This is a genomic window from Lactobacillus panisapium (assembly GCF_019469265.1).
Classification (GTDB): Bacteria; Bacillota; Bacilli; order Lactobacillales; family Lactobacillaceae; genus Lactobacillus; species Lactobacillus panisapium.
Map to the genome: position 1 here is coordinate 2,139,280 of NZ_CP048268.1, position 23,211 is coordinate 2,162,490.

General features: G+C 39.7%; 22 protein-coding genes. 10 read left to right on the forward strand and 12 right to left on the reverse strand.

The genetic code is table 11. The features are described 5' to 3' along the window. Positions 1-20: 20 nt before the first annotated feature. From GYM71_RS10115 to GYM71_RS10125, 3 genes are read right to left on the reverse strand one after another with little or no spacing between them, the layout of a single operon-like run. Entirely contained in the window at positions 21-2,552 is a 2,532-nt protein-coding gene (locus tag GYM71_RS10115; RefSeq protein WP_220220386.1) for an ATP-binding cassette domain-containing protein, read from the reverse strand. Continuing rightward, on the reverse strand, positions 2,549-3,439 hold the full coding sequence (locus GYM71_RS10120) for an alpha/beta hydrolase (RefSeq protein ID WP_220220387.1): 891 nt from the start codon (positions 3,437-3,439) through the stop codon (positions 2,549-2,551). Before GYM71_RS10120 ends, GYM71_RS10115 begins: the two co-directional genes overlap by 4 nt. Continuing rightward, positions 3,417-4,739 (reverse strand): PTS sugar transporter subunit IIC, encoded by a 1,323-nt coding sequence (locus GYM71_RS10125; protein WP_220220388.1) that lies wholly within the window; start codon positions 4,737-4,739, stop codon positions 3,417-3,419. The genes GYM71_RS10120 and GYM71_RS10125 overlap by 23 nt, the downstream gene beginning before the upstream one ends. Before the next feature lie 156 nt (positions 4,740-4,895). Between GYM71_RS10125 and GYM71_RS10130 the strand changes: the two genes are divergently transcribed. Then, a complete protein-coding gene (locus tag GYM71_RS10130) occupies positions 4,896-5,123 on the forward strand; it encodes a hypothetical protein (RefSeq protein WP_103752593.1) in 228 nt (75 codons plus the stop codon). Positions 5,124-5,195: 72 nt separating this feature from the next. Here GYM71_RS10130 and GYM71_RS10135 read toward each other — a convergent pair whose 3' ends face one another. From GYM71_RS10135 to GYM71_RS10170, 8 genes are all read right to left on the reverse strand, one after another. Further along, positions 5,196-5,897: a DUF975 family protein gene (locus tag GYM71_RS10135; protein WP_336511410.1), complete on the reverse strand. Its 702-nt coding sequence runs from the start codon at positions 5,895-5,897 to the stop codon at positions 5,196-5,198. A 255-nt stretch (positions 5,898-6,152) separates the two neighbouring features. Next, positions 6,153-7,109, reverse strand: coding sequence for a serine hydrolase domain-containing protein (locus tag GYM71_RS10140; protein ID WP_220220389.1), 957 nt, complete (start codon positions 7,107-7,109; stop codon positions 6,153-6,155). Next, entirely contained in the window at positions 7,109-8,401 is a 1,293-nt protein-coding gene (dltD, locus tag GYM71_RS10145; protein ID WP_220220390.1) for a D-alanyl-lipoteichoic acid biosynthesis protein DltD, read from the reverse strand. Before dltD ends, GYM71_RS10140 begins: the two co-directional genes overlap by 1 nt. Beyond that, entirely contained in the window at positions 8,394-8,633 is a 240-nt protein-coding gene (dltC, locus tag GYM71_RS10150; RefSeq protein ID WP_103752597.1) for a D-alanine--poly(phosphoribitol) ligase subunit DltC, read from the reverse strand. The genes dltD and dltC overlap by 8 nt, the downstream gene beginning before the upstream one ends. Positions 8,634-8,670: 37 nt before the next feature. Then, the gene (gene dltB, locus GYM71_RS10155; RefSeq protein ID WP_336511435.1) at positions 8,671-9,897 is read right to left on the reverse strand and encodes a D-alanyl-lipoteichoic acid biosynthesis protein DltB; all 1,227 of its coding nucleotides are present in this window, start codon (positions 9,895-9,897) and stop codon (positions 8,671-8,673) included. A gap of 11 nt (positions 9,898-9,908) precedes the next feature. After that, a complete protein-coding gene (dltA, locus tag GYM71_RS10160) occupies positions 9,909-11,423 on the reverse strand; it encodes a D-alanine--poly(phosphoribitol) ligase subunit DltA (RefSeq protein ID WP_220220391.1) in 1,515 nt (504 codons plus the stop codon). A gap of 12 nt (positions 11,424-11,435) precedes the next feature. After that, positions 11,436-11,588 (reverse strand): teichoic acid D-Ala incorporation-associated protein DltX, encoded by a 153-nt coding sequence (locus GYM71_RS10165; protein WP_220221230.1) that lies wholly within the window; start codon positions 11,586-11,588, stop codon positions 11,436-11,438. 118 nt (positions 11,589-11,706) lie between these two features. Then, complete coding sequence (locus GYM71_RS10170; protein WP_103752601.1) at positions 11,707-12,024, reverse strand: hypothetical protein; 318 nt, start codon at positions 12,022-12,024, stop codon at positions 11,707-11,709. Between the two features lie 565 nt (positions 12,025-12,589). On the opposite strand from GYM71_RS10170, the gene cbpB reads away from it, so the two are divergent. The 3 genes from cbpB (at position 12,590) to GYM71_RS10185 (ending at position 16,060) form a co-directional block, all read left to right on the forward strand. Next, complete coding sequence (gene cbpB / locus GYM71_RS10175; protein ID WP_220220392.1) at positions 12,590-13,078, forward strand: cyclic-di-AMP-binding protein CbpB; 489 nt, start codon at positions 12,590-12,592, stop codon at positions 13,076-13,078. A 297-nt stretch (positions 13,079-13,375) separates the two neighbouring features. Next, positions 13,376-13,957 (forward strand): hypothetical protein, encoded by a 582-nt coding sequence (locus GYM71_RS10180; RefSeq protein ID WP_220220393.1) that lies wholly within the window; start codon positions 13,376-13,378, stop codon positions 13,955-13,957. A 231-nt stretch (positions 13,958-14,188) separates the two neighbouring features. Beyond that, on the forward strand, positions 14,189-16,060 hold the full coding sequence (locus tag GYM71_RS10185) for a heavy metal translocating P-type ATPase (protein WP_220220394.1): 1,872 nt from the start codon (positions 14,189-14,191) through the stop codon (positions 16,058-16,060). A gap of 127 nt (positions 16,061-16,187) precedes the next feature. On the opposite strand, the gene GYM71_RS10190 is transcribed toward GYM71_RS10185, so the two are convergent. After that, positions 16,188-16,865 carry a CPBP family intramembrane glutamic endopeptidase gene (locus GYM71_RS10190; RefSeq protein ID WP_220220395.1) on the reverse strand — a complete coding sequence of 226 codons (678 nt, stop codon included), beginning with the start codon at positions 16,863-16,865 and terminating at the stop codon, positions 16,188-16,190. Positions 16,866-17,115: 250 nt separating this feature from the next. Here GYM71_RS10190 and GYM71_RS10195 point away from each other — a divergent pair, with 250 nt between their 5' ends. From GYM71_RS10195 to GYM71_RS10220, 6 genes are all read left to right on the forward strand, one after another. After that, positions 17,116-18,207, forward strand: coding sequence for a YdcF family protein (locus GYM71_RS10195; RefSeq protein WP_374106542.1), 1,092 nt, complete (start codon positions 17,116-17,118; stop codon positions 18,205-18,207). Between the two features lie 207 nt (positions 18,208-18,414). Continuing rightward, positions 18,415-20,760, forward strand: coding sequence for an ABC transporter ATP-binding protein/permease (locus GYM71_RS10200; protein WP_220220397.1), 2,346 nt, complete (start codon positions 18,415-18,417; stop codon positions 20,758-20,760). Positions 20,761-20,927: 167 nt separating this feature from the next. Continuing rightward, a complete protein-coding gene (locus GYM71_RS10205; protein ID WP_220220398.1) occupies positions 20,928-21,653 on the forward strand; it encodes a glucosamine-6-phosphate deaminase in 726 nt (241 codons plus the stop codon). A 158-nt stretch (positions 21,654-21,811) separates the two neighbouring features. Beyond that, positions 21,812-22,366, forward strand: coding sequence for an alkaline shock response membrane anchor protein AmaP (amaP, locus tag GYM71_RS10210; protein ID WP_103752609.1), 555 nt, complete (start codon positions 21,812-21,814; stop codon positions 22,364-22,366). An 11-nt stretch (positions 22,367-22,377) separates the two neighbouring features. Further along, positions 22,378-22,560, forward strand: a complete 183-nt coding sequence (locus GYM71_RS10215) for a DUF2273 domain-containing protein (RefSeq protein WP_103752610.1) — start codon at positions 22,378-22,380, stop codon at positions 22,558-22,560. Between the two features lie 16 nt (positions 22,561-22,576). Beyond that, positions 22,577-23,101, forward strand: coding sequence for an Asp23/Gls24 family envelope stress response protein (locus GYM71_RS10220; RefSeq protein WP_103752611.1), 525 nt, complete (start codon positions 22,577-22,579; stop codon positions 23,099-23,101). Positions 23,102-23,211: the final 110 nt, after the last annotated feature.

The following is a 23,211-nucleotide window of genomic DNA, read 5'->3' on the forward strand; positions in this document are numbered from 1 at the left end:
ATCAAGGTTTAATAATTATGCTATTTTTGATATAAATTCATGTGTTCAGCCAAATATTTGGCGGTTAAACTATCCTTTTTGTGCGATATATCCACAGGCTGCCCACATGCAACAATTTTTCCTCCCTGCAATCCACCGCGTGGACCCATGTCAATCATATAATCACTATTAGCCATAATATCCAGATCATGAGTAATCGTAATAATCGTTGCCTTCTGCTTCAGTAATTTTTGAAAAACAGCTAGCAAGGTCCTAACATCGTGTGGATGAAGACCAACTGTTGGCTCATCAAAGACAAAGAGACTGCCTTTTTGCCGCCGGTGGAGATGACTAGTCAATTTTAGCCGCTGTGCTTCTCCGCCTGACAACGCAGGTGTTGATTCACCTAAATGCAGGTATCCTAGCCCCATATCATGCAAAGTGGTAATTGTTTTTTCAATCTTAGGCTCATCCCTAAATAACTGTTCTTTCAAAGCATCGTCAACCGAATAATCAAGCACGTCTGCAATACTCAGTCCATGCCATTTTACACGCAAGACGTCTTGGTTAAACCGGTGGCCACCACAAACCGAACAAGTCTCAACCATATCGGGCAAATACTGAATATCAAGTGAAATTGCTCCGGTACCACCACATGCCGGACAGGCACCTTCTTTATTATTGTAGGAAAAATGCGCTGCCTTATACTTTAGCTTTTGAGCTAACGGCTGGCGGGCAAATAATTTGCGCAAATTATCCATAATATCAGTATAAGTAGCAACCGTAGAACGCTGATTTTTGCCAACCGGCGAGGAATCAACGCTAATAACGTTTTTGATTCCACCGCTAGTCAAATCTTTTACCCAGCTTGGACCATCTACCTGTTTTTCTTGCGCATTTAATGCGGGAATGAGCGAATCAAGAATTAACGTTGTTTTGCCTGCTCCAGAAAAACCCGTAACTGCAGTCAACCGCCCAACCGGAATTTGCGTGTGAACATTTTGTAAATTAAAGCGGCCTTTGACAGTAAACTTAATTGTGCCTTCACTAAAAAGCTTCTTTGCATCCACCTGTGGCCGCACATAAAGCGGAGCTGTTCCTTTTAAATACGGACCAATTAGGGATTCTGGTTTCTGCGCAATTTCTTTTGGCGAACCTTCAGCAATTATCTGGCCACCCTGCGAACCTGAACCCGGACCAATTTCAACAATCCAGTCAGCAGCACTTATAATTGAAGTTTCATGATCAACGACGACTAATGAATTGCCTTGATTGACCAGTTCGTGAAAAACCTCAATTAACCCAGCAACATTATCTGGGTGCAGTCCCACAGATGGTTCATCCAGCACATAAAGTACTCCTGTAGTTTCTGTCCGCAAGGTGCGCCCCAATTGAATTCGCTGCAATTCACCAGTTGAAAGACTATTAGCCTGACGAGCTAAACTCAAGTAATCTAACCCTAATTTTAGTAGGGGCTTAACCTGATGCAGCAATTCACCCGTCAGATTTTGCGCTAAAGCTTGCATATCATCTGGCAGCCAGGCTGCGATTTCTTTCATATAATCATCAAGTTCACCGAGCGTAAGTTGTTCTGCCTCAACAATATTTTTTCCAGCTACCAATTGACTCCAGCGACTTGGGTCAATCCGGTGCCCATGACAGCGCGGGCAGGTTTTAAAACGGTAAAAAGAGTTAATCCGTTCCAGTCCACGCTCTGATTTCGTAGTTTTGCGTGAATTGGCCACAGCATTATAGGCATTTTCATATAAGGCATCGAGATGATAAACTCGGCCCGTTGAAGTAGGCAAATCCACCGGCACCTTACGTTCCTTGCCGTGTAAAACAATTTCCTTTTCTGCTTTAGTCAAGTCTTTGTACGGTACGTCTGTCCGAACACCAAGTTCACGGGCGATGCGCCACATCCAATTGCGACCCGGAATCTGCCAGGTCGCCATGGCACCATTTTCTAGAGTTAATTCTTCGTTAGCAATAATCTTACTATCATCAATTTGTTCTACTGTTCCTAAACCTTGGCATTTTTTACATGCGCCATCGGAATTAAAGGCAAAATCTTCTGCACTAAAAGCATAGAATTGTTCGCCACAAGTTGGGCAAGTGAGACGCCCCATTGCCTCACCGGTTAAATCCATCGCTTCAGCAATCTTGATTGTTGGCGCCATCCGGTGGCCATTGGGACAAACTGGCGAACCTAACCGGGAAAAAATTAGCCGTAAAACATTGAAAACTTCTGTTACCGTGCCAACGGTTGACCGGACGCCTGGAATACTCGGCCGCTGGCGCAAGGCTAATGCCGAAGGGATGTGCTTTACCTCATCGACTTGTGCCCGCCCGACCTGACTTATTCGCCTTTTAGTGTAAGCCGCCAGCGAATCAAGGTAGCGCCGGGCACCTTCAGAATACAGAATGCCCATTGCCAAACTAGATTTACCCGAACCACTTAAACCTGATATTGCCACAAATCGGTGCAATGGAATGGCCACATTGATATTTTTTAAATTGTTGACCCTGCCACCAATAACTTCGATTTTAGTCGGCTGTTCTTGATATTTCATGTATTACGATCCTTTCTTCTTGGTTTCAGCTGTTTTCCCGGCTTAACTGGTCGATCTGGTTTTCTCAATAAGTATTCCCGAATTGCCTGGATAACCTGCTTATTTTGCGGTAAATCCGAGTGGTCGGCTTTCTCGCCGGTTACGGTCATCGCTGTATAAGACTTTACCTGATTTTGAAAAATAAACTTACCCGCAGCAACGCTTGTTTCTGGTACAATGCCGTCTGATTCGTAGCTTTTGCCACCAGATAACGAATAAACCTTAAGGTTTTTAGGCAAAGCGGAACGCTTTTTAATAAAATCAGCTAACATTTGTGTGCGATTCTTGATATTGCTCTCAGTAAAATTATACGGCGTCCCCAATGTCATTAGCCGCTTCATTTTTGTGTCACTTGCATACTGTGCATAATAATGCTCCAGCCAATATGTCCAAATCAAGCCACCGTTTGAATGACCGAAGGCCTTAAAATTATTAAACTTGTAATTTTGCATTAATGAGTCAAACGCAATATCCAACCAATAGGCTTGTTTCTTAATATTGGCATACCCATCCTTATTATTAGCAAAACCAATAATGATGATCGGTTCTAAATCATTTTTCCCAATTGAACCACTGTATGACAGCTTTGCTTCACGTGAAACAGTAACTTTGAGCACACTATGCTGATTCATGGTTGTTTTATTCAGTTGGTCAATCAAATCATTAAAGCGCTCGGTCGTTGCACTCGATCCCGGCACCATGATTACCGGTGAAAGCAGTGAGCGGCTGCGTTCGGCTCGGGCTTTATTATCCCTTTTCATCCAAAAATAACTGGGGATGGCGAGGACAACCATGAGTGTAATTAACAAAGTCAACCATTTTAAATTAGGATTTTTGTGCAAACGCATTGCTGCTGCCCCCTTTACTCAACTTCAGTTTTAATTCTACTCTTTCATTTATCCTGATAAACGGCCACATTAAGCATAAATCCAGGGCGAAAAGCACCATCACAAACAAAAGAGCCGTCCAGTTGCCGTTAGTGCCAAAAAATGAAATCAATAGTCCCGGAGTTCCCTTTAAAATAGGATATACACAAACAGGAATAATCCGCAATGTGATTGCACCTGCGGCTAAAGTCATGTTAATTAATGGAATTAAAATACTTGGTAAAATAAAAACAGGATTAAGAATAATTGGCAGGCCAGCCGCAAAGCCTAAACTTGACCCAAAAGCTGCTGGGATTAAATTAAGCCGTGCAATTGCGCCGATTTCCTTGTTTCCGTGCCGCAGTAACAGTAAAACAATCACCGCTAAAATGACACTCGCGCCGCCCATCGTACCGTAAGCCTTAATTAACGAGCTACCTAAGTACTTGTAGGGCACATTCCACGAACTACCGTGCTGAAACGCATATGTCAGATTCTCAGCAGTGTAAGCATTATTTACCGTGCCAGCAAAAGCATGTAAAGGGTAGCCGATCCCCAACCAGTTTAGAAAAGTTACTATTAATGATAAGAATAAGACTTCTAACAGGTTGTTCGTGGTTTGCAGCCGGCTGACCAATTCGTTAAAACTAGCAGAATTGAGTAATTTGATTTGTAATTCATAAATAATAATCCCGAGCACCACTCCCAAAGCGAGTGAAACAAAAAAGGGCAACACTGCGTCCCAAGCACGATGCTGAATCCACTTTGTGCTTTCATTTTCTACTGGCACATAATTTTTTCCTAGTAAATGAAACACCTGTCCAACACAAAAACCAACAATTAATGCACTAAAAACAGCATTAATTTGCAACAGGCTAATTGTGAATGATACTTGATTGCTGTGGCCGCTGTTAGAGGCATATGAACAAAAGAGCATAATTAAAACGGAAGTCATTCCTGACATTGTTGAATCTTTATGGTAGATTCTAGCGGTATAGCGCGCCATAAAATAGCTGGCATAAACGCCAAATACCCCAAACGTTATTTCAATCATGCCGCGACAAACAAATGAACCCGCATACCAAATATGATCAGACATGATTTTATCAAGACTAAAAATGTTATAAATCAGGCCATCTGGAGAAAAGACCAAATCATTTAGCAGATTGAAAAAAGCACCAATAACAGCAATTGGCATTAGCATCACTAAGGTTCTTTGCGCCGCCCGCAAAAAAGTCCATTGCCTAATTCGCAAAACAGACTTTGTAAGTATATTTAACATTGTTTAAGCCCTTACTTTATACAGTATTTGGAATAAAATACTACTCCAATTATTCACTACCAGCAATTTTTTTATTTGAAATATAATTTTATTCCTTTCTGGCCGCCCTGATACGTGAAAATGTTATAATAGAAGCGGTTATTGGAAGGTGGGAAAATGAGCAGGAAAAAAATTGAACTGAATGAAAAAGTAGAAAAACTGGCAGAAAAGTATCTCCAACTAACTAGAACTGATTTAGATGACCTAACCAATACTGCTTTAAAGGCTTATCTTATTGATCATTTAAATTCCAACCAAATTAAAGAAGCGCTAAAAGATACTGATGACATAAGCTCCGAATATACCGGAAAATTGTTTAATATTGATGATTTAAACAAATTTTAGCTAAACATTTAAACAAACTGAAAAGGACAGGCTGCTTAATGAGCCTGTCCTTTATTTTGTTTATTTATTAAATTATTGTCTAAATTGGTTACCGGCCAAATTACGGTAAAAGTTTGCTTTGGTCGTCTGTTTATACGGAATAAGCCAAATCAAACCGATTCCTAGAGTAAGCCCTGCAAGAATTGTCCACCCAATGAAACTGAGATCAAGTACAAATAATTCCCACTTGTGTCCGTTCATCAGCCGCCTACTTTCTGTAATACCGGTAGTTGCATGAACTTCATGACCACTGGCAACCAGATCACTGACAATGTACGGCGTTAAGGCATAAGAATAAGACTTAATAAAGCCGGGAATAATGAGTAAACATGTCCACAAAATTTGAAAAATATAGCTTAAAATGTAATTCAATAGTTCCGGAACAAATCGATTATCGGTAAAAACGGAAAAGATCGAGCGCCAAAAATTAAATTTGCGACCTTCAGTAAAAGCTAAAAAGGTAATAGCCATGCTCAGCATAAAGAAGCCGCTGAGAAATTCACTTCCACTATTGCTCAGTATGCTTCCAGCCCAGATTGCTGGGTTAAAGACTGATTCTGGGTGGCTACTTCCCATCACCTCATTCATATCATTCAATGTTTTAAGTATAGTATTAATACTTGGTCCAAATAAAGTAGCAATTATTATTACAAGCACTAGGCTAACGCAAGCTGCCCAGATCCAATTACCATGCAGCTGACTTTTAGCTTCAGCTTTTAATTCAGCTCTTGTCATATTGATCTCCTTTATATACTCCTATTTAAATACATACTACTATTTTAAAGTACATAAATGCAAAGAAAATACAAAAAGCCTAGTCCCACCAACAATCGGAACTAAGCTCACACAGTGTTTGTGCCACCATTACTGACCACATATAGAAATTTACATTTTCGCTACCGGAGAAAATGAGTTCTTTCCCTATGGCGGCACAACAAAATTTTAGCATGCAATTAACTAAAAAACAAGGTACAACCAATTATATTTTCACTACTTACCATGTTTCTTCAATAACTGCAACATAATTTTATCAATTCGATCTTTCAAAACCGCAAATTCGCCCTTCCGCGTCTTATTGGCCTGAATAATAATCATGGTCTTCGCCGTCTTCGTGCTGCGCATGAAGGTGTAGTAGCCTTCTCCTGCCCCATTAGCCGTCTTTAGCCCTAAACTGGCGTCGTTATAAAAACCACCATTATAATAATATGGCGGACGCGCCCGGTAGAGTTCTCGCCGGCTCTTTTTACTGAGCAGGCTGCCAGCCAGAATATAATTCATTACCTTGGCTAAATCATGATTTGACATCACGACTGACCCGGCACCCAATTCATCATGCGCGGCTTGCAGCGCCTTTTTGTGCTTGACTACATCATAGCGCCCGCCGCGGTAAATCATGCCCGGTACCAAGCGGCTGGCAATAATCTTGCCCGGCTTGGACCATAAAAACTCCGTCTGTTTTAACTGCAGCGGCTCAACGTATGTTGCCCGGAAAAGCTGCTCATAGCTTTGACCGGTTACCTGCGTCATTATGCCGCATAAGTATACATAATTAAGCGAGCTGTAATACCATTTGCCCAACATCTTCGGCTTAAACACCGTCTTTTTCACATCGCAGGCTAGATTATCCTGGTCAGAGACAAAGTGCCGCCGGCCTAACCGCGCTCCTGGTTTTAACTGCAGCCCAGCCGTCATTGCCAATAAATTTTCAATCGTAATCTTTTTCGCACCCGGTATTGCCGGATAGAACCGCGCTAAGCGCTCATGCAAGCTCAGCTTGCCCTCCTGCACTAGCTTCATGACCATGGCGGCGGTCATTGACTTTTGGACGGAATTAATTAAATAACTAGTGTCAGTAGTATTATTGCTAGCATAATCAAGCAAAACTTTGCCTTTGCTAATAACTAAAACTGAACCCTTGATCCCTAAGGCATCAATTCGCTGGCGCACTATTTTACTTTTAAACGATTGTTTTGCGGCTTTTGCTTAGCTGCGACTTCATAGCGGGCTTTTTGCCACTTCTTGGTATAGAAGTAGTTATGGATGTTGTAGTTGTAGCGGTTATCGGGCTGCGCCATGAACGGCTTAACCGCCTGGTCGACTGCCACCCAGCCGCGCCAGCCCAAATGAATCGTATCTTCCATGAAGTACTGCTCACCGCCCCGCTTTGACAAGTCGGTAACCTGGTCAAAGCCTTGGCTGCGCAGCTGGTACTTAATTTTAGCGACTGCCTGCTGGTACATCGTCTGCGATAAGCCGGTATAGTCCGCCCACTTTTGGTTAATTGGCGGAATGATGAACAAGACATTGGTGTGCTGCTTGGCAAACTGGTGCAACATCAGCTCAAAATCGCTGTATTCGACCGACTTGGTATAATCAAAGTTTTTCTGACTGTCCTTTAATTTAGCCAGATTGCGCTTATTCAGCCGCATCTTAAAGAAGCGGTTGTTAATCCCAAACTCATTGGAATTAGTATGAATTGCCGCTTGCTGGCTGGCAACTCGGTCCAGTGCCTTGGCCGAGTCAGTTGCTGGCAGCAGCTTGGCCTGACCATTTATTTTGGGCAGGCGGTCGCGCAATTGGAAGGTACTGAAAAACTTGTCCTCATTGTTAAGCATGCGCCGCTGATTTTCGAGGTAGAAACGCTGCACGCTTGACAAGGGCTGGCCGCTGGCTGCTTTTTTCATGCCGGCTTTGACCATGCCCTTGACTTCCGGCATTGCCAAGAAGCGCTTAGCGGCATAGCGGCTGGCGCGGCTGCTTTTCTTGAGGTCTAACAAGAAGTTGCAGGCCTGCAGCGGTGAATAATACAGCGCAAACGCATCCGGGTTTTGCCCCATTTTCGTAAACCATTGCGGTGACACAATCACGACGGCTTTTTTGTTTTTTAGCTGCTTGGCCGTTCCCTGCATGCCCAAAAATTGGGCTAGCGACTGGCTGCCCGGCCCGCCTAGTAAAAACGGCCGGTAATTGCGGTGATATTTTTGGGCCAACACGCTGGGGTGCAGCGGATCAAGCCGGGACAACTCGCTAGAGCCGTAAAAGGGCACGTAGTCGTCCTTAAAGGCATCCTGCTTCATCAAGGAACCCTTAAAAACCGTGGTCGTCTGCGAATTGGCCGCCTGATAAATAGCGTCCTGCGAAAAGGTCCGCTCCCAAGGCAACAAAAAAATCACCAGCAATAAGATAAAAGCGCAAAGAACTGGGCCAAAGATTTGCCACAGCCGGCGTTTGTTACTCATTTTTTAAACTTTCCACCTTTGCCACAATCTTGCTGGGCGTATTCCATTCGTTCCGGTCAAATTCGGAAACCGGCACATCGATCGCAAATTTTTCCTGCAGGTTCAATAACATCTGCACGCTGGCCATGGAGTCCATTAGCCCGTTGGCAAAAATATCTTCATCCATCTTGCCGGCTAAGTCTTCTCCGGTTAAATCTTGTAAAATTGCTAAAACTTCTTCTTTAATATCCATGATTAAACCTCTTAAATAATTCTATTGCCTGTTTAAGCTACTTCCAGCCAAACCAGAGCTGGCTGAGAAAACCTGAAAAAATCAGGAAACTGAAACAAACGACGTTAAAGGTGACGAAAATTGCCAGCCACTTGGTGTACTTGTTAGCCGGCAGCTTGTCCTTATGCTTCTTTTTAAACCTGAGCCAGCAGTCATTAATAATGATGGCGCAAGCATGGAACAAGCCGTAAACAATGTAATACCAGCTTAGCCCGTGCCAAAAGCCCATCACTAAAAACAAGAGCAGGTAGGCCGCCTGCGACAGGCGCACCGGGTTTTTAAACAGCTTTTTCTTCATTGCGAAGAAGGTAAACCGCATGTAGATGTAATCCCTAAACCAAAACGACAGCGTCATGTGCCACCGGTTCCAGAATTCCTTGATATTCTGCGAAATAAACGGCTTGTTAAAGTTCATTGGCGTGTGAATGCCCATGAAGTAGGAAATTGCCACGGCAAACAATGAATAGCCCGCAAAATCAAAGAACAGGTACATGCTGTAACAGTACATGTAAGCCAGCAGCCACCACGATAATTTCAGGCCGCCGTTAGCGGTACCGGCAATTAAAGCTGCCCGCTCAATTTTAGGCAGCCAGTAAGTGCCAAAGAACCAGCCCAAGATAAATTTATACAAAAAACCTTGGAACAAGTAACGCGTAGCTAAGCCTAAATCCGTCAGATAAGCTGCCCGTTTAGGGGCAGCATCGCATTCTTTGGCAAAGCGCCGGTAACGGTCGATGGGCCCCGAAGAAATCGTCGGGAAAAACAGCAAAAAGCGCAAGTAAGTGACCAAGTCAATTTCCTTAATCGCCCCGTCGCGGACTTCCATGATGACCTGCACGGTTTTGAAAGTGATGTACGAAATCCCCAGAAAGGCCAAGACCCCCGGTATTTTAGCCTGGGGAAAGGCCGTTTGGACTTTTACCAAAATCAGGGGCACAATCGCTAGGAAAACCGCTAGGTAAAAGACCCACGTTTTGTTAGCCCAGTTTTTACGATAATACAGGTAACAATAAGTCAGCAGCAGCTCAAGCAATAAGTATATTAGCAGGCTGACGCCCTGCTGCCACTTATCCCCGTCAAAAATTAGGAAGAGAAAGACCAGCGAAAAAGCTATTTCATATAACTTAAAGCGGTGGCCATAATACAGACCCAAAATAATTGGTATTAAGCCAATCATTAGGAAAACAAAGTAGTGTGGATTCCCATAAGGCTGCATATTAATCAAATTAAAATGCACTACTCGTTAACCTCCTTAATAACGGCCTTGATGTCAACCTTGCCGTTTTGCGAAATCGGTAATTGGTCCCGGTAGACAAATCGCTGCGGAATCATGTACGGCATCAGGTTCTGGGCCAGATCAGCCCGAATCAGCTGCGTAATTTCGTCTTCGCTATAGCGCTTTTTGACGCCGTCTTTTAGTTCGATTTCCGCCACAATTTGCTTGACCGTGTGGTCGCTGCCATATTTAGGCGCAGCCACGCCGTGGGCAACAAACTTATTTTTACCTAAATAATAGTTGATTTCTTCTAATTCGATCCGGTAGCCGTTGAATTTGATTTGGAAATCAATCCGGCCCCGGTAAAAGAGCAAGTCGCCATCAAAGAACCCCTCATCGCCGGAGCGATGGCTCGGGTACTGCTCGGACGGCGCTTGGAAGAAAGCCTTCGCCGTTTTTTCCGGGTTATTGAGGTAGCCCTTGGAAGTGCTCGGCCCGGTAATGATAATCTCGCCTTGCCCCGGCTGATCGCCCTTAGTTTTGTCAATCGTGATTTGGGTATCTTCTTTTACCCGCCCGATTGGCAGGCGGTCATAGTTAGCTAAGACTTCTGGCGTAATTTCCACCTGTGTCACCGCCACCGTAGTTTCGGTGGGGCCATAGGTGTTGAAAATCTTGGCTTGCGGGAACTTCTTTTGGAGCAGCTCCGCCTCATTATGCGGCAATTCCTCGCCGCAAAAGAGAAAGTGCGTCAGGTCCGGATGATGCTCGCCCGTAAAGGTCTTGTCCAAAAAGCACATCTGGGCAAATGACGGCGTCGACACCCAAACGTTAAACTGCAATTGCGGCAGCGTTTGGAAAAGCTGCGCAAAGTTTTTCGTCACGTCATGCGGCAGAACAACCAGCTTGCCTGCTCCCACTAAAGCCGGGTACAAGCTCATGACCGACAGGTCAAACGAATACGGCGCTTGGGCCAGAAAACTAGGGTGTGCTGGCAAAGCAAAGTCGCTCATCTCCCAGTTGACAAAACTCAAGAGGTTGTTGTGACTGATCTGCACGCCCTTGGGCTTGCCGCTGGTGCCCGAAGTAAAGATAATGTAGAAATTATCATCGCCCTGAACAAAATTGGCCGGATCAACCGCGCTGGTCTCATTACCCACCTCTTCGGGGCGGATAACCTGCAAGTCAGGTAAAGCAATTGCTGGCAGCTCTTCAATCGCAATGATTGCTTCGGCTGCAGCTACTTCTTGAATCAGCACAATTCTTTCGGCATTCGAATAGCTGGCAATCGGGATATAGGCGTGACCGGCTTTAACACAGCCAAGAAAGCTGGCAATCATGTCAAAAGTTTGCCCGCCCCAGATCATAATCGGGCTGCCCGGACTGAGATTAAGGCCCATAATGTAGCCAGCCCAAGCATCGGAACGCTTTTTCAAGTCGCCGTAAGTGTTAGTTTGGCCCAGAAAGTCATAGGCAATCCGGTCTGGCTCAGCCAGCGCAATCTGATCAATTTTCTTGATAATATTTTTAATCATTGTTGTACCACCTTAAAATTCATTGTAAATAAAGTGAACCGAGGTTAGGCCGCTATATTGATACAAATAGATTAATGCTATTAAAATAGCGCCATAAATAATTGTCGTGAGAATAAACTTGCCAACACGCTTAGCACGTGAAGCAGTTTGATCTTTTTTAACCATATTCTTCATATCTCTTTCAATATCAACAAATATACTATCGAACATAGTACTACTGTTCCTGATTAACCAAAGATTTTTTGCTATTCTTTTACCAAATTTAAATATTTTATTAACAATTTCAAAGTTTCTCCAGCTTACGGCTGGCACTATAAGCGAAATAAAGCGGTATCAAAATAATAAATGGCATAAAAAGAAACGAAAATACCATCAGTATTAAAATTTTTTCTGGCTTATGCCACATTTCACTTTCAGCGGTTGTTAAAACAAAAACAGCAAAGATAACTATAGTAGCTATTTCCAATAAACAGATGATTGCTAAATCTTTTGCGCCTACCATTCGATAAACAAATAGCCACATTGATGCTGGCAATAAACAAAACCACCCAGAAAAACGAAGCCAAAAAGTTATTTTTTTCCGAAATTTTTCTTGTTCCATTTTTCTCCTTACATTCAAAAAACCTTGATATAAAAACAATATCTCTAATTATATCAATGTAGTCTTTAACAGACAATTTTTTCATTATTCAAAAATTTACTTTATTTTAGCTTTCGTCATACTTTTTTCACATTTACTTTGTATACTAAGGTTGTGACATGATATGAGACAGTCTTATATCATGTCACACTCAACTTTTTGTTTTTCATTCATACTCCTCCAAGTATAAATAATGAAAAAACCGAAATGACTTTAAGGGTCATTTTCATATCTATCCCTTTCGACTCACGTGTATTACGTGGGTTTTTCTATGCCTTTAAAACTTCTAAAGGAATTCTTTACACTTTTATAAGGGATTTTCTAACTTTACTTCAGAATTAACGTTTATTATTACTAACTGTAGTAAGCGAAAAAGCTTGCTACATACTCCCACTTTTTATTTCATTCATTCTTACTCCTTCAAAGTAGATGAAAACTAACAAGGCTCGCAAATGTTGCGAGCCTTTTTCCTTTGTTATAGGATAAGCATATTGATGTATACACTTACAAATGAAAGGTCCATTAGATGTTTTCCCCCTCCATTCAACACTTATTAGAAGAAAAATCTGGTTCATTTATCATTCCGGCTACAAGAATAGCATTTGTTGAAGATGATAATCCCCTTTACCATGCCTTTTTAATTTTGACGAAAGTCAAATATTCGAAAATTCCTGTACTCGACCGTAAAAGTCGTGTCGTTGGTCTACTTAGTCTAGCCATGATTACTGATAAAATGATGACAACTGACAGCATTACACTTGAGCCATTAAATCAACTAAAAGTGCGCGACGTTATGCAAACCGAGTTTGATAAAATCAACTTTGCGCAGACGACTTTGGAAACTCAGCTGCATTTACTAGTTGATAACGCGTTTTTACCAGTAATCGATGATTATGGTGTCTTCCAAGGGTTACTAACAAGACGTGAGTGGATCAAAGCATTTAACTACGTGGCTCATAATTTTGAGCAAAAGTACGAAGTTCTGCCCAAAAAAATAACAATAAATAAAAAATAACATCTGTTATTACTTTTTTACCACTTTTTTTAAGAGCATTTTTTAACGATTGACTGAAATATGTACTATAATGACCTTAATGGGAATATATTATTACTACCGCTTGTCTATATTTTATGTATATTAGTATACTGTTTGTCGTCATATCTCTTGATATGCATTTTTAAATATATACTAAAACATAATTAGTTGCAGCAAAAAGTTGGCACTTAGCGTTTAATAATTAAATTAATTTAGTTGGAACAAAAAGAAAGCAGGATTTTTTCCTTTTTATTAGTCAGAATGGAAGATACTAAGATGACAAATAAAACAATTTCTGAGCAATTAACATTTTTAGTCCAAGCGATTATTAAAGATTGGACATATCCTGGGGGACAGGAATTAACTTTAAAGCAGCGGCAAGATTTAGTTGCTCAATTAAAAAAGATTGCCCATGATTCAGATGATTTAAATGAAGCTAGAGTAATTACTGATGCTTTTTATAAAGATAAAGTCGTTAAACATTTCAGGTCAATGGATACAAACTTTTCATGGATTTTTGAAATTTTACAGCATGAATTAGTTTCGGCGAGTCGGTTGCAAAAGTTGCTACTAGATTTGGCTCGTGAAGAACACTTTTCAGATGAAGGAATTAAAAAAATCAATCATTATTTTGCGGAATCGTCTGATCATGGCGACAACGACAACTTTATTACTTTGTCTTCGTCAGATGTCATTGACTCAATAAGCCGTGCTAAGACATTTCAAGTTGATCATACTGCCGAAAAAGATGATGATACTAAAACACCGGTGTCGGAAAAGGCGCAAGTCAATAATGATACGGATGTAGGCGAACCTAAAGGTCACGCAGACAATATCATCAATTTAAAAGATTATTGAAGAAAACGAAAGTTAAGTCATTTAGTACCGTTAGCTCTGTTTCCATTCAAATTTATTTGGACGGTAACTTTCACTAGAGCAGAGTATGTTAGATTTAACTTTCTTTTTTTTGCATTTTTTAGCTTGACTAAAATTTTTGATCTAATTTAGACTTATTCTAATTAAAATAAGTAATTTAGTGTTAAAATTGGAAGCAAATAATTTTATTTTAGTCACTGGAGGAAACAGACAATGAGTTTAAGACGGCAATGGAAGTTTATTCTTGTACTGGTAATTGGTGCAATTGGCCTTATTTGCCAATTTGGCTTTCACACCAAAAGCTTGTTTCAAATCGGTAACTTGCAGTTTCCGATTCAAGCAATATTAATTGATGTTGTGGGCATCATGATGACAATTTCATTATTAGGTGAAATTGTCAGTGATTTTAAATCTGGCCGTTACGGCGTTGACATCCTGGCAGTTATCGCAGTTATTTCAACTATTTTAATTGGCGATATCTGGGCAGAATGGATGATTCTAGTCATGATGACTGGTGGACAAACATTGGAGGATTATGCCACCGGCCAAGCCGACAAAGAATTAAGATCACTTCTCAGTAATTCACCCACAATCGCTAATAAAATAGTTAACAGCGAGTTAGTGTCAGTTAAAGTAGAAGATTTAAACATTAACGATCACGTTTTGATTAAACCGGGCGAACAGGTTCCGGTAGACGGAAAAGTGGTCAGCGGAGAATCAAGTTTCGACCAGTCCTCGTTAACTGGCGAATCCGTGCCAGTGCACAAAAATATTGGTGATGAATTAATGTCTGGCTCAATTAATGGTAGCGTAGCGGTGGAAATGGTTGTCACAAAGAAGGCGAGCGATTCTGAGTACCAAACTATTGTTTCATTAGTTGAATCATCACAAGCCAAACCGGCAAAATTTGTTAAAATGGCTGATCGCTACGCTGTTCCCTTTACTATCATTTCCCTAGTAATCGGAATTGCCGCCTGGATTCATTCAGGTAATCCAATTAATTTCGCCGAAGTTATGGTAGTCGCTTCCCCTTGCCCGCTTTTAATTGCTGCACCGGTGGCTCTTGTTTCGGGCATGAGTTCAATGTCAAAACATCATATTATTGTTAAATCCGGTCCAACACTTGAAAAATTGGCTACGGCCAAGACCTTTGCTTTTGATAAAACTGGTACTTTAACTGAAAACCAATTGGTAATCGATGAGATTGTGCCTGCCAAAGGAACTTCTTTTAGCCAAGAACTACTATTAAGCTATGCTACAAGTGTTGAACAACAATCCAGCCATATTATTGCCAACTCTCTAGTTGATGTGACTGATAAAAAATTATTGAAACCTGCTACCGATATTAAGGAAACAACCAGCCAGGGAATCAGTGGGATCGTTGAAAATCACTTAGTTAAAGTGGGTAAAATGAGCTTTGTGACTGAAGAAAAAGCAGCTTCATCAGTTAACTCAACGGCAATTTATATCTCAGTTGATAACCAGTACGCTGGTTACATTACTTTTAAAGATCAGGTACGACCAGAAAGCCAGCAAACTATTGCTCGGTTAAAGCGGCAAAGTGGGGCTCACATCATGATGTTAACGGGTGACCACCAGGATGTAGCTGAAAAAATTGGTAAAACAGTTGGCGTGAACGATATTCGTTATAATTTATTACCTGCACAAAAAATTGAAGCAATTAAACAAGTGCCAAAAGAAAAGCGTCCAGTTGTCATGACTGGTGACGGCATCAATGATGCGCCAAGTTTAACTGCTGCTGATGTTGGTATCGCCATGGGTGCTAAGGGGGCTTCTGCCGCTAGTGAAAGTGCTGATGCAATCATCATGGTTAATGATTTATCTAAAATTAATGATGCTGTAGCAATTTCTAAGCATACAATGAAGGTAGCAAATGTTGATGTTTTAACTGCTATTACCATCGTGGTTATCATCGAATTAATCGCCTTTACCGGAGTTGTTCCAGCTTTCTGGGGGGCAATTTTACAAGAAGTTGTTGATATGATTTCCATCAGCTTGGCTCTTTTAGCAAAAACTACCCCGAAAAATCCAGCCCAAACAGGTATCGTAGAACCACAAAAATAATTTACCTACAAAAAGAACCTTGTAAACCATTTGGTGTTCAAGGTTCTTTTTTTCTATTACAAAATAGTGTTGTTACACATGAAACCATCTTGTTATTCTTTAGTCATCTACCCTAATCAAAAGCAACTTATATAAAGCCTAACGAGTTAAACAGCACATGAGTAATAACCGAATATCGCAAATCCTTTGTTTGTATATAAACCCAGGCCAAAATGCACCCCAAAAGCCAATAGATCAAAATAAATTTGGTTAAGCCAGGATCATGTGCAAAGCCAAAAACAAAGCCGCTGGCCAATATCCCGACCCATTTATTGAAATTAGTATTATCAGAGAAAAACATATTAAAGAATAGTCCACGAAAGATCGTTTCTTCAAAAACTGGCGCAATAACCGTAATCATCGGGATATAAAAACTACCGGCGTGTTTTGAAATGGCATTAAGATCAGCTTGATTAGTTGAAGTAGTATTAACCCCAATATGAAGGATTAGTATCAATGCGATTTCTGATAAAAGCATTACAAATGCAGCTACCACAGCGAGCAATACTCTATTAGTTGACCAATGCGGTTTTTCGTTAAACTGCCAATCATTTTTTCTATTCAGCTGCCCACGGTAATATTGCAATAAAATAAAAAGGATTACTAAGGTTACTATGAGTGTTAATGCTAAATAAATACCAGTATTCAGATGATAATTTTTAATTATTTTATTCGAAAAAAAATAAAATTGTTCAACTACTCCGTACATGACAAAGGCTAAAATGATGACAATTATATTTCCCAGGAAATAAATGGTTTTTTTCATTTTTACTTTTCCTTTAAAGTAACAGCCAATAAGTTAGATGATTTATTTATTATGGACGTTATTATCTCCGCGTGCAAGTTTCAAGTGGTAATTACCCGTCGGCGCTAATTATTCCCCAGGAAATAATTAGCTTTATCAAAGATAACCACTTTTATAAAGCTATTTCTATTTAATCTGTGCAGGCTTTATTTGCTATTACTTTTCTCTTCTTTCTACTATAATAGAATTAGTCTTACTACTGACGGAGGAAATTATGAACAATCTTTTTCAATTTTTCAGCCAAAATAGGCCATTTATTTATTTGTCACTAATAATGTTGGCGTCTTTTCTTGTTTTCTTAATTTCTTGGCTAAAGGAACCACGTAGATTACTAAACGGGATTCTTTTTACAGTTTTTCTGTTAATGTTTGGCATCTGGCTAACCGTAGCAATTTTATCTACTAGTTTAAGGCCGCTAATTCTGTCCTATGAAATACTACTAGTTCTTTTCATTGGTGCAATTACCCTTATTGTCACTTTTTCTTGGCTATTCTTTCTATGGAATGCCTATTTTGTTTGGAAACGAGAAACGCACACTCTGTCAAATCTCTTAACCCTATTTATCGGTATTGCCATTCTGGTCTCCTGGATTGTAGCTTTAGTTGGTCCGTTTAATAACTTTCCTTCCTGGGCAAAAACACTGCTATACACACCAATAGCTATCATTGATTATCTTTTGTTTGTGGCTTATAATTTTTTGGTTAATTTAACGCTTTACCAAATTGTTCCGCGACAATATAATCAGGATTACCTAATTGTTCTCGGTGCTGGTTTAGCCAAGGGTAATACTGTTACTCCTTTATTAGCAAGTCGTATCAATCGTGCTATCCAGTATGCGCAAAAGCAAGTTGCTAAAGGGCGCAAAATGCCTAAATTAATTATGTCTGGGGGCAAAGGTGGCGACGAACAAATTTCTGAAGCCGAAGCAATGTCCCAATATGCTGTTGGCCGTGGAATCAAATCCGATTACATTATTTTAGAGACCCAATCTAAAAACACTTTTCAAAATATGAAGTATTCCGCAGCAGCTGCTTTTAATGACTTCGGTAGTAAAAATTATCGTGCTAAATTTTTCAGTAATAACTATCACATCTTTCGGGCAGCATTATTCGCTAAAAAAGCTGGGCTTAATGCCAATGGTGTGGGAGCCTATACCAGATTTTACTTTCTTCCCAACGCTATAGTAAGAGAATTCGCAGCTATCCTTGTGCTTAACAAAAAGCGTCATCTTATTATTACTTTGTTAATTATTGTTTTCTTTATTATTTATGCCCTTTTGCAATTAACCGGGCTCGCACATTAATCTCGAATTCAACTTTAAGTCCAAAGCATATTTCTAAGAAATATGCTTTTTGTTTTATAAAAACAATTTTTAATTAGCTATTTTATTGCAACAAAGTTAATATATTCTAAACATTAGTAACTAACTTTAGATTTACTTACTTATAAATGTTAAACTGCTCTTTATAATTATTTAATCAAATAATCAAAAGGAAAAGGAAAACAGCAAATGCTTCAATTAAAGAACTTACGCAAGTCTTATCATGTTGGCGACTCTGTGACGCATGCCTTGGATGATGTGTCCATTTCATTTCGAAACCAGGAATTTGTGGCAATACTTGGTCCTAGTGGATCGGGTAAAACGACGATGCTAAACGTTATTGGCGGCCTTGACCGCTATGATAGTGGCGACTTGATTATTAATGGCAAATCAACTAAAAATTTTAAGGAAACCGATTGGGACGCATATCGTAACAATTCCGTCGGCTTTGTTTTTCAGAATTATAATTTAATTTCACACTTATCAATTATCGCAAACGTTGAGTTGGGAATGAACCTATCTGGCGTTCCTGCATCTGAAAGACGCAAACGTGCGATTGACGCCTTAACAGAAGTTGGATTAAAAGATCACATCTCAAAAAATCCTAACCAGTTATCTGGTGGTCAAATGCAGCGGGTCGCAATTGCACGTGCACTTGCCAACGATCCTGATATTCTTTTGTGTGACGAGCCCACCGGTGCTTTAGATACCGAAACCTCGGTGCAAATCATGAAGCTAATCAAAAAATTGTCGAAAGACCGACTTGTTGTCATGGTTACTCACAATTCTGACCTAGCTAAAGAGTATGCTTCGCGAATCGTTAATTTTCAAGATGGCAAAATTCTAAATGACTCCAATCCATTTACACCTGACAATGAGAAAGATACGTTTAATTTAAAACGGACAAAAATGTCTTATTGGAATGCTATCAAACTAAGCTTTACCAATATCATGACTAAAAAAGGGCGAACTACTTTAACTGCGTTTGCCTCTAGTATTGGAATTATCTCAATTGCTATCGTCTTGGCGCTGTCCAATGGTTTTCAAAAACAAATTGATACCACAATGAGCAAGGCTTTGGCCAAGTATCCGGTAACGATTACGAAGACTGCAACTGATCTTAATAGTATTAGAGATCGTGACACTGCTAACAAAAATGTTAAAAATCGGGGTTATATTACCGCTAAACAGGACAGACTACAAAAATCTTCCCATGAAAACAAAATTACGCGCGAATACATTAATTATGTGAAAAAAATCAACCCCAAATATGCCAATAATATTTCTTATCAAGTTGGCGTCAGCCTTAATCTGATTGGTAATAATAATGGGCAGATCAAACCCGTTCAGTTTTCACCCCTTCCAGCTGGAACAGCTGCTTCACAAGCATACGAACAGATGCAATCCCAAGCTGCTAGTGTATCCTTTATGGGATCATCAGTTTTCCCAACCTCGCTTGATCAAAGCAAAGGAAACTTCCTTAAAGATAACTACCAACTTCTCTCGGGTACATGGCCTAGCAAGGCAACCGATTTAGTTATGGTAGTGGATAATAAAAATTCGCTTAATCTTAATGTCTTGAAGAATCTTGGCATTAAAATTAAGTCCGGTGAAAAACTAGACTATCACAAGCTAATCGGCAAGGAATTCAAGGTAGTTTCTAACAATAATTATTATCAGGAATTGCCAACTGGCATGTTTGTTCCTAAAAAGCCTGATAAGACAATGTATGATAATAGCAAAATCAAATTACGTCTTGTCAGCGTGATTCGCCCAAAGAATGAAGATTCAATGGCCCTACTTTCTGAAGGTATTGTCTACAGCGATAAATTAGCTGTTAAAATTATTGATGAGAATCAAAACTCTGCTATCGTCAAAGCTCAGAAAAAGACTTCTCGCAACGTCATGACTGGGCAAAATATGAATGCCACTGTTAAGAAGCAAATGATGCAATCCATCGGGGGCTCTGCTCTTCCTGCAGGGATTATGATCTACCCTAATGATTTTGATTCTAAAGACAAGGTTTTAGATTACCTTGATAAGTGGAATAAGGGTAAAAAGAAGAAAGATCAGATTCTGTACACTGATATGTCGAGCGCGGTTACTTCCATGACTGGTGGTTTACTCAGCGGAATTACAACTGTGCTAGTCGCCTTTGCAGCAATTTCGCTTGTAACTTCGATGATTATGATTGGGATTTTAACTTACACATCAGTACTAGAACGAACCAAAGAAATCGGTATTTTAAAGGCCCTTGGAGCAAGAAAGAAAGACATTACCCGTGTGTTTGATGCTGAAACATTTATCTTAGGAATTTTTTCAGGTGTATTAGGTATCGTCATTGCCCAATTGCTTATTTTCCCGATTAATAGCGTCTTATATTCTATGACCGATCTTGCAAATGTCGCACAACTTAATCCAGTTCACGCGCTAATCTTAATAGTTATTTCTACTATTTTAACCGTGTTAGGTGGACACTTACCTGCACGAATGGCAGCTAAGAAAGACGCAGCGATTGCTTTAAGAAGTGAATAAAAGCGTTAAAAGCAATTATTATGTTACATGTGAAACATGCTTCCATAATACTTGCTTTTTGTTTGCCAAAAATTTTTGAATAATAGTTATGTTTCTTTTTTTAGCTAGTTGACAGATTGGTATATGCCAATTTATAATTAGCATTAAGATATTTTGGAGGCATAATTATGAAAATCATCGTTACAGACAGTAAAGAAAATGGCAGCACTGAAGGTTTCAAGCTTTTTGAAAAAAGCATTAACAATGGTGCTAAGGTAATCGGCTTAGCAACTGGCTCTACCCCAGTAGATCTATATCAAGAATGGACTGAAAGCAATCTTGATAACTCTGATTTGATCAGTATTAACCTTGACGAATATGTTGGCTTAACTTCTGACAATGATCAAAGCTATCATTACTTCATGCAAAAAAACTTGTTTGCAAAGAAGCCTTTTAAAAAGTCATACATTCCTGATGGAATAAAAGCAATTAATGATCCACAAGGTGCATCTGATGATTACAACCAAATTATCGCTGAAAATCCAATCGACATTCAGCTTCTAGGTTTAGGTCAAAACGGTCATATTGCTTTTAACGAACCAGGAACACCTTTTGATTCGGTAACTCATGAAGTTAAATTGACTGAAAATACCATTCAAGCCAATTCACGTTTCTTCAGTAAGATTGAAGACGTGCCAAAATCTGCAATTTGTATGGGGATTGCAAATATCATGGCAGCAAAAGAGATTGTCATTATGGCCTTTGGTGAAAACAAAGCGGATGCTGTTAAGAAGATGGTTGAAGGCCCTGTAACCGAAGATGTACCTGCTTCAATTTTGCAAAAACATGATAATGTAACACTTATTGTCGATAATGCTGCTGCAAGTAAGCTTAGTGCTAGTGCGAAGAATTAGATAATAAAATAACAAAGATAGAAAAAAGATGCATTAATGCATCTTTTTTTGTGTCCTAAAACAGTAAATCCTAAGCAGATATAAATTGGTGCATATCGCTAGGCTAACAAAATAATCCGTATTATGATTAAGTTGAATCATGAGAGGATGGTGATAAGTTGAAGCGAAGTAAAAAGTGGTTACTGGTAGTGTTAATGATTTTATTATTACCCTTGCCAATTTACTTTCTATGGGAAACTAGTGGTTTTTGGCAAAAGTATTTAAAGATTAAACTACCCAGTATGGGGACACTGAATCCAGTACTAGAATGGTATTTAATCGTTGTCAGCGCTGTTGTCCTTTTAGTTTTAATTATTAGTTTATTAGTTGTCCTATTTTGGCCTGTTCAAAGGTACTTTATTTTGATTCACAAGCATGACGGACAAGTCAAAGTTACTAGCAAAGCAATTAATGGCTACGTCATGAATTCATTGGCAGATTTGCCTTTTATTAATAAAGTCAAGGTTGATTCAAAACTCACTAATCATAAGATCAACATCAAAATTAGTGGTAATCTTGGGCGCGGTGAAAATGTTAGTGCCCTTCTCGAAAATTACTTAGAAGAGTTAAAGAACAACCTTAACCGGTTATTGGGAATTGAACAGAAGCCAAAGATCAAAATCAAATTTGTTAATTATCAAAACCCCGATAAACCAGAGACGCGCGTTCAATAAAGGAGGCTGAAATGAACGAAATTTTACAAAAACACCTCCCAGAAATATGCGGTGCTGTAATCGGCTTGTTACTAGCATTTTGTTTTTTGGGACTAGGATTTTTTAAAACTATTTTTGTAGTCGTAATGTTAGTAGTTGGTTTTTTAGTCGGACACTATTGGCCCCTGCTGAAAAGTCTTGTAAGTAAACAATAATTGAAAGGAACTTAATATGGTACAAAATAATAATCAAAGTAGTGCAAACAACTCAAGCAGCTCAAAGCAAGAAATTAAGGGCGACTTAAAGTATGACGAAAAAGTCATTCAAAAGATTATTGGTATTGCCCTCTCCGATGTTAAAGGTTTATTGGATGTTAACGGCGGCTTTTTCTCAAACTTAGCTGACAAGATTGTTAACAACGATGATGTTACCAATGGTGTTAATGTTGAAGTTGGTAAAAAGCAAGTAGCAGTTGATATCGAAATTATTGCTGAATACGGTGTTGAAATTCCTAAACTTTATGATGAAATCAGACAAAAGATTTACGACAAGGTTAAGGAAATGACGGGCTTAGATACGGTTGAAGTTAATGTCACCGTTGTTGATATTAAGACTAAAGAAGAACACGAAAAAGATTCAGTCAGTCTGCAAGATCGGATTACCGGTGCAACACAAGATGCCAAGGATAAGATTGGCGAACAAAAAGATAAGGTTGAAGACAAAGTCGAAGATAAAAAAGAAGACCGCGTTAAATAATCATCCTTTAGCAGGATAAGTTTTAAAAAGTGAAGTAGTACACTTAAATGCTACGTCACTTTTTTGGTTTCACGTGAAACGAAGTACTTTTTATCAAAGCAAAATAGCAC